The sequence below is a fragment of the Kitasatospora sp. NPDC043949 genome, assembly GCF_056435365.1.
In genome coordinates this window covers 65,110-78,235 of sequence record NZ_JBWKEQ010000001.1, presented here as the reverse complement: position 1 = coordinate 78,235, position 13,126 = coordinate 65,110, and the positions used below count along the sequence as shown (strand labels likewise).

Here is a 13,126-nt window from a genome sequence, read left to right as displayed (position 1 = left end):
CCGGTGCGGTGTCCGCCACCGCCCCAGGCGGCGGGGCGGTGGCGGACGGGTGGTTCAGATGAGGGCGGCCTCGACCAGGTCGGCGGCCCTGGCCGCGCTGCCGCCGGCGCGGACCTCGCGGCTGAGCTCGGCCAGCCGGGCGGTCACCGCCGGGTCGCCGGTCAGCTCCAGTACGGCGGAGCGCAGCGCCTCCGGGGTGGCCTGGGGGGTGTCCAGCCGGCGGGCGACGCCGAGTTCGACCAGCCGGTCCGCGTTGTCGAACTGGTCGGCGGCCTGCGGTACCGCGACCATCGGCAGCCCGCAGTACAGGCCCTCGCTGCACCCGCCCATTCCGGCGTGGGTCACGAACGCGTCGGCCTGCTGGAGCACGGCGAACTGCGGCACCCACTGGTGCACTTCGATGTTGGCCGGGATCGTACCCAGTTCGGCCGGGTCGGTTGCCTGGCCGACCTGGAGCACGACGTGCCAGCCGGGCAGGTCGCCGAAGGCCTCCAGGCACGCGCGGTAGAAGTCGGGCTGGTGGGTGAAGGTGGAGCCGAGCGAGACCAGCAGCACCTTCTGCGCCCCCTCCGGACGGGTCCAACCGCCCTGGTGCTCGCGGGCGCCGAGGCAGGGCCCGGCGAAGGAGAAGATCTGGGGATCGACCAGCTCGATCTCGGGCTGGAGCACCCGCGGGATGAGCGCCAGCCCGCGATCCGGGCGCAGCATGTACCCGAACGGTTCGCCCGCCGGCACGCCGTTGTCGGCGAGCCACTGCGCGAACCGCTCCGGGATCTTCTCCGCCTCCAAGGCCTCCCGCGCCATCTCGAAGCGCGCCAGGTGGGAGTCCTCCCGGATGATCATGGACGGTGAGATCAGCATGGACGGCACGCCCCAGCCGTCGGCCAGCGCCCGGCCCGCGTACGCCATGAAGTCGTACAGGACGAGGTCGGGCCGGTCGTCGTGGAAGGCCTCGCGCAGTCGCGGCAGCATCGCCTGCGCCTCCTCGAAGATCATGGTGTGCACACCGGCCCCGATGTTGGGGTCGACCCCGCCCTTGGCGATCGGCAGGGTCGTGTCGTGGGGCACGAGTTGGGCGCCGGTGGATTCGATCTGCCCGGCGAACGACGGGTCGTTGACATAGCTGACCCGGTGGCCGCGGGCGACCAGCTCCCGCATCACCTCCAGGCTGGGGTTGACGTGGCCGTGCGCCGGGATGTTCACCATGGCGATGTGTGCTGGTCGGGACATGTCGGGCCCTCTCCTCGTATGTCGCTAGGCGTCTGCGTTCGGCTGGCTGACTCGTCGTCAACTCGCCTTTCAGAACAGTACGTAACGTTGGCAGTCGTTGCGGTGACGAGGGGTGGGGTTCGGCCGAAGATCGGCCGGTGCGGAGGATCACATGGAGGTTCGCATGGAAGGTCGCGAGACGGGTCGGCCGAGGCTGTGCTGCGAGCAGTGCGCGCGGCTCATCCGTATGAGGAACCGGTCATCCACTTCCTGCCTTTGTACGAGCCGGGCGTCGAGCGATGACCGAGCTGGTCATGGCCACTCGTCGATGGCTGTGACCGGCGCGGTCGCTTCGTAGCGGACGGCGGGTTTGCCGTGTCGAGTCGCGATGGCTCGGTGCCTCTTGAAAGGTGTTGCCGCAGAGGCCCCTGGTTTACGCGTGCGGCTCTCCGTGCTCAAGGTAGGCGGTCTCGCCCTGTGCCCGGGCGGCGTATGCGGCGTGGACTCGGCGGGCGAGCCGGGGGATGAGGAGCACGTCGAGTTGGTCGACGTGGTGAAAGGAGTGCTCGCCGATCTCGACCTGGTCGACGGTGATGCGGTCGAGTTCGGCGGTCGGAAGAACCCCTCCGTCGAAGACGAAGAGGAGCTTGTCGCCCTCGGCGGGGTGGGGTGCCCAGTCGGCGACGAGCAGGCGGCCGATCGGCGGAGTGATGCCGAGCTCTTCCTTGACCTCCCGGGCCGCTCCCTCGCTGGGGGTCTCGCCCGCGTGCAGGTAGCCGCCTGGGATCTCCCAACCGGGCTTGTAGGTCGGCTTCACGAGGAGGATGCGGTTCTCCTCGTCGAAGAACAGCACACCGGCGGCGGTGCGCGGCTGGGCCAGGGCTTCGTGCGGGGAGTCGGTCACGGCGAGACTGTAGTCGCCGTGACGGAATCCCCTGGGCGGCTGGATGCGAGGCGTGCCCAATTCCCTTCTCCGGCTGCCTTGATCGACCCGGCGGCCCTACGCTGATGGCATGGCTGTGGATCCCGCTCTGCCCGTTGGCCGGCGCTGCGCGGGCCCGGCCGGGCGGGTGCCGCGCGCTTCAGCTGTCTCAGCTCCGGCCTGTGCGCCCCGGGGCTTGGTCCCGGGGCGCACGTTGTCAGTTCTGCTCTGTGACCGGGGCCAGTACGGGGCGAAGCAGGTCGAGGACGTGGGTCCAGTTGTACTTGTCGCGACCTCCGCCGGATTTCGGCTTGTGGGGGATGTAGTCGCCGATCAGGACGCCCATCGAGCGGAGTCGTTCCAGGCTCTCGCTGTACGCAGGGTGGGCTGCTTGGGCCGAGTTGACGTAGGGCTGAACGGCAGTGGGGATGCCGAGCCCGTACGCCTCGCAGAGAATGCCGAGCGCAAGGGTGTCGGATATCCCAGCGGCCCATTTGTTGATGGTGTTGAACGTGGCGGGCGCTACGGCGATGGCGTCCGCCGGGGGAAGGGGCCGGGGAATTGCGGGAGTGCGCCAAGCCGAGCGGATCGGGTACCCGGTCTGGCGCTCGACGGCTTCCGGGTCGATGAACCCGAGCCCATGGGGGGTGGCGATGACGCCGACCTTCCAGCCTTCGGCGTGGGCGGCGCTGATCAAGGTGCCGACGTCGTCCGCGATGCCCGAGGCGCAGACGACGACATAGAGGAACGGCTCGCGTTGGTCGGTCAAGTCTGGACTCCCAATTCCTGGCAGAAGCAGCGAAGTTCCGGGACAGCGCCGACGGATGTCTTCCGGCGCACAGCTCTTCGCGATTCTGGGCGCCCCGCATCCCACGGCCAGTCTGCCGTGTCGGCTGTACGCCCGTGCGGACTCCACCCAGAGTGCGACCCGTCGCTCTGGACCGGGGATGCGTCGGTGCAGGAGGGGCCACCCCGCCCTCCGGAGGCCTGGATTCGGAGCGTGCTCAATTCTTTTCTCTGGCTGCCCGAGGAGACCCGGCGGCCCTACGCTGGTGGCATGGCTGTGGATCCCGCTCTGCCCGTTGGCCGGCGCATCCAGTACTACCGGGAGCGTGCAGGGAAGTCTCGTCCGGTGTTGGCCGCGCTGCTGGGGCGGTCGCCGAGTTGGCTGAAGCAGGTGGAGAACGGGGCGTTGCTGCCGCCGCGCCTGCCGATGCTCGTGCGTATCGCTCAGCACTTGGGGGTTGATGATCTCTCGTTGTTGACGGGCGACGGCAGCATGCCCAGGGCGCTGTACTCAGGCGTGGAACACGCGGCGCTGGACTCCGTCCGGCGGGCGGTTGACGGTGCGCAGCTCGGGTCGGCCGGTGGGCCGGTGCCCAACCTCGACCACATCGAGGTCCAGCTGGCGAACGCCTGGCGGACCAGGATGACCAGAGGCGACCACCGGACCGCCTTGGCGGAGTTGCTGCCGGCGCTCGTGTCGGCGGCCTCCCTGGCAGCTGCGCATCAGGACTGCGCCGATCGGCGTCGGGCGGAGGTGATGTACGCCGGCGCACTGAACCTGACGCAGATGTATGCGGCCTTCCAAGGGGACGGCAACCTGGTCTGGCGGGTCGCCGAACGGGCGCTGGCCACCGCACGGGCATCGGACGACCTGCGGGCGATCGCGCAGGCGTGCTGGTTCCTGGTGGAGGCGTTCCGGAAGTCCGGCCAGTGGGACAGCGCCCAGTCACTGACCGAGGGAGCTCTTCGCCTGCTCGACCCCGTCCGCGGGGATTCTCCGGAACTGGCCTCGGCGTGGGCGGACATGGCATTCCACGCCGCCATCACGCATGCGGTCGCCGGTGAGGCCGGTGAGGCCTGGGGCTGGATCGACCGTGCGGCAGCCGTTGCCGAGCGCCTTCCCGCAGGCTTCTGGAGCGCCCCGACGTCGGGCTCCCGTCAGGCGGTCGGGTTGCACTCGGTCACTGTGGCGGTCGAGCTTCGCCAGACCGGTACCGCGCTTCGGTGGGCCCGACGGTTGCCGGTGGCCGAGGTCACGGCGATTCCGCGCCGTGGTCGCCATCTGATCGAGGTTGCGCGGGCACACGCCCTTCGCGGGGAATCGGCGTCCGTGGTGGAACTGCTCACGGACGCCGTTGCGGTCGCGCCCGAGACGGCCCGGTGGAACGAGGAGGCGCGGGCCATGGTCCGAGGGTTGATTGATGGCCGTTCGCCGGTCCAGGAGGCCGGGCGTCGACTCGCCGAGTCGATCGGGATGGCCGCATAGCGGGCTGCCGGAGTTGGTGGCAGAAACCCTACCCCTTCGCACAGTGACGAACCCGTAGCGTTGAGTGACGTTCGGGTTCGGTGCGTAAGGGAGTGTGCGAATGGCGCAGGACGGAATCGCCGCCGCGAGGGCGGCCAGGCTGTCGCGGCAGGAGGTGCGGGAGCTGGATCCGGCCGCCACGCACGGGTACGGCATCCGCTGGGACCCGGCGGCGCGTTGCTACCGCGTACGTGACGAGCAGGGTGGCGAGTGGTTGCGGGACGGCGACGGAACCATTCGGGCCTTCGTACGGTTCGAGGCCGCGAACAGCGAGTGGCTGTGGCTGCGGCGTGAGCACCTGGAAGCCCGCGTACGTGAGGCGAACTGGGCGTCCCGGTGGAACTGATGGAGGCGGGGCGCGATACCGCTTCGGGGCCGGTCGGCGACTGTGCGCAATGCGCCGAACTGGCCGTTCGGGAGGCGGAGTCCGCGGCCCGGTTCGACTACTCCGGTGCCGTTGAGTTTGTCGACGTCGTCTGGTCGATGGCCCGCGTGCAGGGCCGCAGCCCCGCCGGAGAACGATGCTGCGATCACGTGCACAGGCCCGGGGCGACCCGCGATCTCTGTCAGGTGCTCGGATGCCGCCCGGATGTCGTTGGCGATGGCGGCGATCGTGATGTCGGAGAAGCGCCCGGCGCTCGCGCCGTGGGCCCGCAGATCGAAGCGCAGGCAGGTGATGCCGGCGGCCGCGAGGCCGGCCGCCAAGCGGTCGAAGAACCCGCCCTCTTCGCGGGTGACGCCAGCTCCGTGGGTGAGAACGGCGAGTGCTGCTGGGTGAGTTGGGGAGGGAGTGACCGTGCCGAACAGTTCCGTGCCGTCCAGTGACCGGAACGTGGTTTCGTAGTCGGCCATGAGTCGAACGTAGCAACTCGCCCATGATGTGGGGCGTGTTCCGGGCTTGTGGGCCTGGGGCGCGCTGGGGGGTGTGCGCTTGCGCCGCCCGTTTGGGTGATGTGGTGGGGAGTTTGACGCTCAGTTAGCGCATTACGGTGATCATTGGGTCGGCGCGGGCGTTCGGAGGGACGGCCTGTGCGCGGCAAAAGTGAGCCCCGGCGGTGCGCTAACACCCCGGGGAATGGCACTAGGAGTAAAGGGCTCCCGAATGCACATTCATCGTATCCCGAAGCACTCGCCCGGGTACACGATCCTCGACAACGGCCACGTCGTCCGGAAGCACTCGCTGAGTTGGGCGGCGCGTGGGTTGCTCAGCTACCTGCTCAGCCTGCCGGACGGTGCGCGGGAGGACATCCGGACGCTGGCGGCGAAGAGCGTCGAGGGCCGGGCGACGGTGGCGCGGGCGCTCCGTGAGCTGGAGGCGGCCGGGCACTACGTGCGGCGGACGCAGCGGGATCCGGTGACGGGGCAGGTGCGGACGATCGTCTCGGTGCACGAAGTGCCGGTGACGGGCAAGGCGGTTCACACCGTGCCGCCGCTTCCCGTGTCCCCGGCCGCCGGTGGGCCCGGAGCTGGGGTGACGTACGCCGGGAAGGCGGGAAGCCCTTCCGGAAAGGTGATGGGGAAGGAAGCGGAAGTTCCCTCCGTCCCTCCGTCCGGGAAGTTGACGGCGGGCATGGCGCTGCTGCTCGAACTCGGGCGCAGGGAGCCCAGGATGGCGCTGGCGGGCAAGCCGCTGTGCGACCAGGCCGCGCGGGTGGAGGGGCTGCTCGCGGGCGGGTGGAGTAGGGAGGCGCTGGCGGGGATTCTGGCCGCGCCCTTGCCGGAGAGGGTCACGCACAGCGTGGGGGCGGTGCTGGCGGGGCGGTTGGCGAAGGTGCCGCCCGTTCCGTTGACCCCGCAGGGCGGCGGCGGGTCGGGGCCGCGTCGGCATGAGTGCCCCGGGCGGGACGGCTTGTGCGGGCGGCCCGTCGCGGGTGTCGGGCAGGTCTGCGGGGAGTGCCGGGCTCCGCGCGTGTCGCGGGCCTTGCCGTAGTCGACCAGGGGGCGGGGCTGCGGAGTTCACCTGCTCGGCGGCCGGGAGTCCGGCGGCCGGAACGTCACCGGCGCGTCGAAGGCGGCCCGGCGGGTGGCGCGGCGCAGGGCACGCAGGACGGCGGTGCCAAGGGTGAGGCAGAGGACGACGGTGAGGGCGGCGCGGGGGAGGTCCCAGCCCAGCGACGTGGTGAGGCAGTAGGCGGCGAAGCGGACCAGGTTGGCGGGCAGCGGGTCGCCGGGGACGAAGGAGATGGAGCCGGAGAGCCCGGCGATGTACGGCCAGCCCTGGAGGTTCATGATCGTGCCGTAGAGGACGGAAGCCAGCGCGCCGTAGCCCGCGAGCAGCCAGAGCTCGCGCCGGCCGCGCAGGCGCGCGGAGCCCGGGAGGAGGCCGGCGCCGAGGCAGACCCAGCCCATGGCGAGCATCTGGAACGGCAGCCAGGGCCCGACGCCGCCGGTGAGCAGCGCGGACGCGAACATCGACAGCGAACCGAGGACGAAGCCGAAGCCCGGCCCGAGCACCCGGCCGGACAGCACCATGAGGAAGAACATGGGCTCCAGCCCCGCCGTGCCCGCGCCGAGCGGCCGTAGTGCCGCGCCCGCCGCCGCCAGCACCCCGAGCAGGGCCACGGACTTGGCGTCCAGGCCGGGCGCGCCGCCGCCCGCCGTGCGGCCCTCGGAGATCTGGGCGATGACGACGGCGAGGAGCAGCGGCAGCAGGAGGGCGAACAGCCAGGGGGCGTCGGTGGCGTGGCCGACCAGGGCGGACTTGGTGGAGGCGAGCAGCGGCCAGCCGAAGGCCGCCACGCCGACGAGGGAGGTCAGGAGCAGGACCGCTACGGATCGGCGGCCGAGGGGCACGGGGCGACCGGCAGGAGCACCGGAAGGAGCGGGGCGGCTCATGCGCTCAGTGCCTCCGCGACCTGGCGGACGGTGAGCCATGGGCCGGGTGCCAGCACCTTGGCGACCTGCGGGGCGAACGCGGGGGAGGAGACGACGACGTCGGCCGTCGGGCCGTCGGCGACGATCTCGCCCTCGGCCAGGATCGCCGTGCGGTGGGCGAGTTCGGCGGCGAGTTCGACGTCGTGGGTGGCGAGCAGGACGGCGTGGCCTTCCGCCGCGAGGTCGCGCAGGATCTCCACCAGCCGGGCCTTGGCGGCGTAGTCGAGGCCGCGGGTCGGCTCGTCGAGCAGCAGCAGCGGGGGCCGGGCGGTGAGTACGACGGCGAGCGCGAGGGTGAGCCGCTGGCCTTCGGAGAGGTCGCGCGGGTGGGCGGTGTCGGCGATGCCGGGCAGCAGCCGTTCGACCAGGGCGCGGCAGGTGCCGGGGGTGGCGTCCGCGTCGGTGTCGGCGGCGGCGCATTCGGCGGTGACGCTCTCGCCGTAGAGGAGGTCGCGCGGGTCCTGCGGGACGAGGCCGACCTGGCGGATCAGTTCGGCCGGGCGGGTGCGGTGCGGGGTGCGTCCGCCGACCGTCACCCGGCCGGAGGCGGGGGCGTGCAGGCCGACCAGGCTGCCCAGCAGGGTGGACTTGCCGGCGCCGTTGCGGCCCATCAGAGCGGTGATCTCGCCTGGGTGCAGCGCCAGGTCGACGCCGCGCAGGGCCTGGACGGGGCCGCGCCGGACGGCGAGGCGTTCGGCGGCGGCGATCGGTGCGTCGGTCGAAACGGTTGGAACAGGGGCCGCGTCCGGGTGCAGACCGTCCAACCGGGAGCGGAGCCCGGCGGCCTTGCGGCGGGCGTCACGGACGGACAGCGGCAGCGGCCGCCAGCCGGCGAGCCGCCCGAGGCCGACCACCGGCGGGTGCACCGGCGAGTGCTCCATCACCTCGGCGGGCTCGCCGAGGACGGGCGGGGCGCCCGGGGTGAGCAGCAGCACCTGGTCGGCGTACTGGACGACGCGCTCCAGCCGGTGCTCGGCCATCAGCACGGTGGTGCCGAGGTCGTGCACCAGCCGCTGGAGGACGGCCAGCACCTCCTCGGCGGCGCCCGGGTCCAGCGCCGAGGTGGGCTCGTCGAGGACCAGGACGCGCGGGTGCACGGTGAGCACCGAGCCGATCGCGACGCGCTGCTGCTGGCCGCCGGAGAGGGAGGTGAGGGCGCGGTCGCGCAGGTCGGCGAGGCCGAGCAGGTCGAGGGTCTCCTCGACCCGGCGCCGCATCACGTCGGCGGGCAGGCCCAGGGACTCCATGCCGTAGGCGAGTTCGTCCTCGACGGTGTCGGTGACGAAGTGCGCCAGCGGGTCCTGGCCCACCGTGCCGACCAGGTCGGCGAGTTCGCGCGGCCGGTGCTCGCGGGTGTCCCGGCCGCAGACCGTGACCCGGCCGTGCAGGGTGCCGCCGGTGAAGTGCGGGACGAGCCCGCTCACCGCGCCCAGTAGGGTGGACTTGCCGGAGCCCGACGGGCCCACCAGCAGGCAGAGTTCGCCTTCGGGGACGGTCAGGTCGACGTCCGCGACGGCGGGGGCGGCGGCGTCCGCGTACCGGACGGAGACCTGCTCGAAGGTGATCACGAAGCCCTCCGGGGCGGGGTCGGGGCGGCGAATGCCGGTACCAGGCCGAGCAGTACGGCCAGCACGGCGGCCAGCGGCAGTGCGGGGACGGTCGGCGGGACGACGGTGGGCGCGAAGGCGGCCGGGTCGCGCGTGGACAGGTAGATGGTCAACCCGGCGACGGCGGCGCCCGATCCGGCGGTCAGCCACTCGGGCAGTGCCCAAGGGTCGGGCCGGTAGCGTGTCCTGACGGATCGTCGGCTGCCGAGTAGCAGTCCGGCGAAGGCGGCGGCCAGGCCCAGCAGCAGCACCGGCGGCGCCCAGCCCGCGCCGCCCGCGGTCAGCAGCCCGTACGCGGCCAGGCAGATCCCGAGCAGGCCGGCCAGGGTGAGCGCGGCCGTCGCCCGGGCGAGTCGGCGCGGGACGTCCGCGGTGCGGCCGAAGCCGCGGGTGTCCATCGCCGCGGCCAGCGCCACCGAACGCTCCAACGCGCCCTCCAGGACGGGCAGTCCGACGCTCAGCACGGCGGCGATCCCCCGGTCGGTGCGGCCGCGCAGGCGGCGGGCCGCCCGCAGCCGGCGGACGTCCGCGACCAGGTTCGGCGCGAAGGTCATCGCCACCACCACCGCCACGCCCGCCTCGTACAGCGCGCCGGGCAGGGCGCGCAGCAGTCGGGCTGGGCTGGCCAGCGCGTTCGCGGCGCCCACGCAGGCGAGCAGGGTGGCCAGGCGCAGCCCGTCGTACAGCGCCGCGAGCAGTCCCTCCACGGTCACCCGGCCGCCGATCCGCACTCCCTGCGCCCAGGTGGGAAGCGGCACTTCGGGCAGTGTGAACAGCACGTGCGTGCCCGGAATCGGCGAGCCGAGCAGTACCGCGAACACCAGCCGGATGCCCAGCACCAGCAGGCCCAGTCGCAGGAACGCGCCGTACGAACGCGACCAGGGCGCGTCGCCTCGCCGGGCCGCGACCACGTACCCGGCGACGGCGGCGAGCAGCAGCAGGATCACCGGATTGGTGGTGCGGGTCGCCGCCGCGCCCAGCCCGAGCGCCCACAACCACCAGGCCCCGGGGTGCAGTTGCCGGGGTCCGGTGGGCGGTCGGGTGGTGCGGGCGGTGCTCATGGGTCAGTCCAGGTGAAGGGGTCCGGAGGGGTGCGGGAGGGGGGAAGAAGGGCTCGGGAGGCGTCAGGAGGTGCGGCGGCGGCGCGCCTGCCAGACGGCACCGCCGGCCAGCACGGCGATCAGCGCGCCACCGGCGATCAGGCCGACGTCCGGGCCGGAGTCCGGGCCGGAGTCCGGGCCGGAGTCCGAGCCGCCGCCGTCGCCGGACGGGTCGGCCGGCTTGGCCGCCGACCCGAGCTGGTCGGCGCACCCGGCCTTCGGGAAGCCCGCGATGGCGCAGAGCAGGCCGTTGGCGTCGTAGCGCAGCGGCGGGGCGACGGCGGCCAGCACCTCGGCCGAGGTGGCGTTCGAGACGACGCTGGCGCACGCGCTCCGCTGCTCGGGCGGCGCCTCGCCCGAACCGGAACCGGAACCGGAAGCCGAGCCCGAGCCCGAGCCCGAAGCCGAGCCGGAGCCGGAGTCGGTGGCCGTGCCGAAGTCCAGCACGACCGCGACCCGCTTGCGGCCCGCCTGCGCGGGCGTGTCCGCACAGACGGCGGCGAAGTCGCCCGCCGTCCGGGGCCGTGCCGCATCCTGCCCGCCGTCCGGACTCACCGCGAACCGCCACCCGTCCACGGCCCCGTCCGGCGGCACGGCGACGGCCGGCCCCTGCTGCTGGTACAGCCACCCGTCGCCGCCGGCACGCCAGAACGACCAGTACCGGTATCCCGTCGCCGCCTCCGCCGGCGCCCCGGCGGAGGCGACCAGCAGGAGCACCGCACCGAGCATCGCACCGAGCAGCGAGCCGAGCCGCGAGCCGAGAGCGCGGCGGCCACGGCGGCGGACCAGGCGGCCCAGGCGCGCGGGGCGGGGTGTCACAGGCTCTGGCCGCGCTTGCGCTGGAGGCTGAGGAGGAGGCCGCCGCCGAGGCCGACGAGGAGGCCGACGATGATCAGCCAGTACTGGCCGATGCCGTCGTCCTTCTTGGGCGCCGCCGTCGTCGGGGCGGTGCCGGCGGTGGCCTTGAGGGCCGGGCCGAGGGCGGTGAGCTCGGCGGTCAGCGGGGCGGTGTCGCGCTGGGCGGCCTGGGTGACGAGCAGGAGGCTGGCGGTGGCGGCGGCGTCGGTGCCGCCCTTGGTCCAGCCGGCGCCTTCCTTGGCGAGCCAGTCGACGGCGCCGGCGGCCTGCTGGGGGTGGCCGCTCTGGATGAGGCCGAGGGCGGCCCAGGCGGTGGCGTTGTAGTCGGGGGTGGGGGCGGCGCCGGGGGTGGTGAGGGTGAGGTGGTTGCCGCCCGCGGCGAGCTGGGCGGTGAGGTACGCCCCGGCGGCCTCGCCGGAGTCGGCGTGCGCGACCGGAGCAGCCGCGGTGGAGGCGGCGGCGGAGTCGCAGCCGAGGGCCTTGGGCGCGGCGTCGGTGCGGGCGGTGGTGGCGACCGGGAGGTGGCCGCCGGCGGCGGCGAGCGAGGCCTGGGCGCTGGCGAGGGCGTTGGGGGCGGACGGGTCGGGCTGGTAGGCGAAGGCGCCGCGCTGGTCGGCGGGGGCGGCGCAGCCGAGCTGGAAGAGGGCGAGCCCGTCGAAGGCGTTCTTGCCCGCCTTGGCGACTCCGGCCGGGTCGGTCTTCGCGGCGAAGAGGGCGTTCACGGCGAGGCCGGTGGAGTTGGCGTCGCCGGGGCTGCCGGGGTTGTAGGGCCAGCTGCCGTCGGCGTTCTGGGTGGCCTTGAGCCACTGGACGCCCTTGTCGACGGCTTCCTGGTGCCCGCCGAGGGCGACGAGGGCCTGGACGGCGACGGCGGTGGCGTTGCTGTCCTCGGTCTTGGGGTCGCAGGCGGCGCCGGCGGCTCGGAAGGAGGGCCAGCCGCCGTCCTCGCACTGCTGTCCGGTGAGCCAGCCGACGGCGGAGTCGGCCGGGGTGGCCTTGGCCGCCGCGAGCGCGGTGAGCGCGAGGGACTGCCGCCAGACGCCGTCGTACGTCGGGTCGCCCTTGCCGTAGAGGCCGTCGGGGACGGCGGCGGCGGTGGGCGCGGGGCTGTCGGCGAGGGCCGGTCCGGCGGTGGCGCCGGCGAGGAGCGCGGCGGACAGGGCGGCGGCGCCCAGACGGGCGGCGGTGAGCATGGTGGAGGTGTGCCTTTCGGTGAGCGGTGGTGGCCCGGCGGGGCCGTTCCGTAGTCCTCGACGGTGCCGGGCGGTGCGCGTGGCGGGCCCGGGCTGGCCGCTCGCCCCTCCACGGGCGGTCCGACTCGCCCGGGCCGTCACGGGGGCCGGGCTCACGGTTGCGGGGTCAGCGCCGGATTCGCACCGGCTTCCCCCGGGGGAGGGACGGGATGAAGTTGTGCTGTCCGTCGACTTTAACCGCCGGGGGCGGCCGGCCCCTCCCGCCCGGGCAGGAACAGGTTCCAGTCAGGGCAGGGTGAGCAGCCGGGCCGCGGTGTGCAGGTCGGCCCGGACCTCGGCGATCGAGGCGCGGCCGGAGAGCCAGGCGACCAGGGCGGAGTGCCAGGTGTGCTCGATCACCCGGACGGCCGCGCGCTGGCTCTCGCTGGGTGGCCCGGACTGGCCGATGGCGTCCAGGATGAGCTGGCCGGTGGCGGTGCTGACCTGGTCCACCTCGGCGCCGACGGAGCGGTCCGCGAAGGACAGCGCCCGGACCATCGCCTCGGCGAGCAGCGGCTCGCGCTGGAGCGCGTGGAAGGCGCGGGTGAGTGTGTCGGCGACCCGCGGGGCCGGTTCGGGGTCGGTCGGCGGGTGGCGCCGGATGTGCTCCTGGAGGCCCTGCAACTGCTCCAGCATGACCGCGACCAGCAGGTGCACCTTGGAGGGGAAGTACCGGTAGAGCGTGCCGAGGGCGACCTGCGCGGTCTCCGCGACCTCCCGCATCTGGACCGCCTCGTACCCGCCCCGGGCGGCCAGGGCGGTGGCGGCCCGCAGGATCCGGCGCCGGCGTTCGGCCTGGCGGGCGGTCAGCGGCGGCTCGCCCGGCTGCGCGGGGGGCGGGGTGGTGGGGCTCGTGGAGGTGGTCGGCGGCGGCAAGGAGTGCTCCCGGGGCGCGTGGGTGGCGGCGTGCTCCACAAGGTCGGCAGGGTCGGCGTGGCGGGAATCACCAGCCCTGGCTCCTGAGGGAAAGCTACGGGCCGGTATCTTCGAGGTCTCTCATTGTTCACATGGTC

General features: G+C 73.5%; 12 protein-coding genes and 1 riboswitch. Of the genes, 2 read left to right on the top strand and 10 right to left on the bottom strand.

Features of this window, described 5'->3' with window-relative positions; translation table 11 throughout:
• Positions 1 to 54 precede the first annotated feature (54 nt).
• The 3 genes from AC07AL_RS00315 to AC07AL_RS00305 form a co-directional block, all read right to left on the bottom strand.
• On the bottom strand, positions 55 to 1,230 hold the full coding sequence (locus tag AC07AL_RS00315) for a macrolide family glycosyltransferase (protein WP_363580792.1): 1,176 nt from the start codon (positions 1,228 to 1,230) through the stop codon (positions 55 to 57).
• 412 nt (positions 1,231 to 1,642) lie between these two features.
• Complete coding sequence (locus AC07AL_RS00310) at positions 1,643 to 2,113, bottom strand: NUDIX hydrolase (RefSeq protein ID WP_363580794.1); 471 nt, start codon at positions 2,111 to 2,113, stop codon at positions 1,643 to 1,645.
• A gap of 235 nt (positions 2,114 to 2,348) precedes the next feature.
• Positions 2,349 to 2,900, bottom strand: a complete 552-nt coding sequence (locus AC07AL_RS00305) for a flavoprotein (protein WP_363580796.1) — start codon at positions 2,898 to 2,900, stop codon at positions 2,349 to 2,351.
• Between the two features lie 288 nt (positions 2,901 to 3,188).
• Here AC07AL_RS00305 and AC07AL_RS00300 point away from each other — a divergent pair, with 288 nt between their 5' ends.
• The gene (locus AC07AL_RS00300; RefSeq protein WP_363580798.1) at positions 3,189 to 4,403 is read left to right on the top strand and encodes a helix-turn-helix domain-containing protein; all 1,215 of its coding nucleotides are present in this window, start codon (positions 3,189 to 3,191) and stop codon (positions 4,401 to 4,403) included.
• A gap of 219 nt (positions 4,404 to 4,622) precedes the next feature.
• Here AC07AL_RS00300 and AC07AL_RS00295 read toward each other — a convergent pair whose 3' ends face one another.
• On the bottom strand, positions 4,623 to 5,294 hold the full coding sequence (locus tag AC07AL_RS00295; protein ID WP_363580800.1) for an alpha/beta hydrolase: 672 nt from the start codon (positions 5,292 to 5,294) through the stop codon (positions 4,623 to 4,625).
• A gap of 223 nt (positions 5,295 to 5,517) precedes the next feature.
• Here AC07AL_RS00295 and AC07AL_RS00290 point away from each other — a divergent pair, with 223 nt between their 5' ends.
• Entirely contained in the window at positions 5,518 to 6,372 is an 855-nt protein-coding gene (locus tag AC07AL_RS00290; protein ID WP_478316170.1) for a helix-turn-helix domain-containing protein, read from the top strand.
• Positions 6,373 to 6,398: 26 nt separating this feature from the next.
• On the opposite strand, the gene AC07AL_RS00285 is transcribed toward AC07AL_RS00290, so the two are convergent.
• The 6 genes from AC07AL_RS00285 to AC07AL_RS00260 form a co-directional block, all read right to left on the bottom strand.
• Positions 6,399 to 7,277 carry an ECF transporter S component gene (locus AC07AL_RS00285; RefSeq protein ID WP_363580804.1) on the bottom strand — a complete coding sequence of 293 codons (879 nt, stop codon included), beginning with the start codon at positions 7,275 to 7,277 and terminating at the stop codon, positions 6,399 to 6,401.
• Positions 7,274 to 8,884, bottom strand: a complete 1,611-nt coding sequence (locus tag AC07AL_RS00280) for an ABC transporter ATP-binding protein (protein WP_363580806.1) — start codon at positions 8,882 to 8,884, stop codon at positions 7,274 to 7,276. The genes AC07AL_RS00285 and AC07AL_RS00280 overlap by 4 nt, the downstream gene beginning before the upstream one ends.
• Entirely contained in the window at positions 8,881 to 9,984 is a 1,104-nt protein-coding gene (locus tag AC07AL_RS00275) for a CbiQ family ECF transporter T component (RefSeq protein ID WP_363580808.1), read from the bottom strand. Before AC07AL_RS00275 ends, AC07AL_RS00280 begins: the two co-directional genes overlap by 4 nt.
• A gap of 63 nt (positions 9,985 to 10,047) precedes the next feature.
• Positions 10,048 to 10,752, bottom strand: coding sequence for an SCO2322 family protein (locus AC07AL_RS00270; RefSeq protein ID WP_363580976.1), 705 nt, complete (start codon positions 10,750 to 10,752; stop codon positions 10,048 to 10,050).
• Between the two features lie 86 nt (positions 10,753 to 10,838).
• The gene (locus AC07AL_RS00265; RefSeq protein WP_478316168.1) at positions 10,839 to 12,074 is read right to left on the bottom strand and encodes a prenyltransferase/squalene oxidase repeat-containing protein; all 1,236 of its coding nucleotides are present in this window, start codon (positions 12,072 to 12,074) and stop codon (positions 10,839 to 10,841) included.
• A 117-nt stretch (positions 12,075 to 12,191) separates the two neighbouring features.
• A riboswitch (cobalamin riboswitch) is annotated at positions 12,192 to 12,267 on the bottom strand.
• 92 nt (positions 12,268 to 12,359) lie between these two features.
• The gene (locus AC07AL_RS00260; RefSeq protein ID WP_063351068.1) at positions 12,360 to 12,989 is read right to left on the bottom strand and encodes a TetR family transcriptional regulator; all 630 of its coding nucleotides are present in this window, start codon (positions 12,987 to 12,989) and stop codon (positions 12,360 to 12,362) included.
• Positions 12,990 to 13,126: the final 137 nt, after the last annotated feature.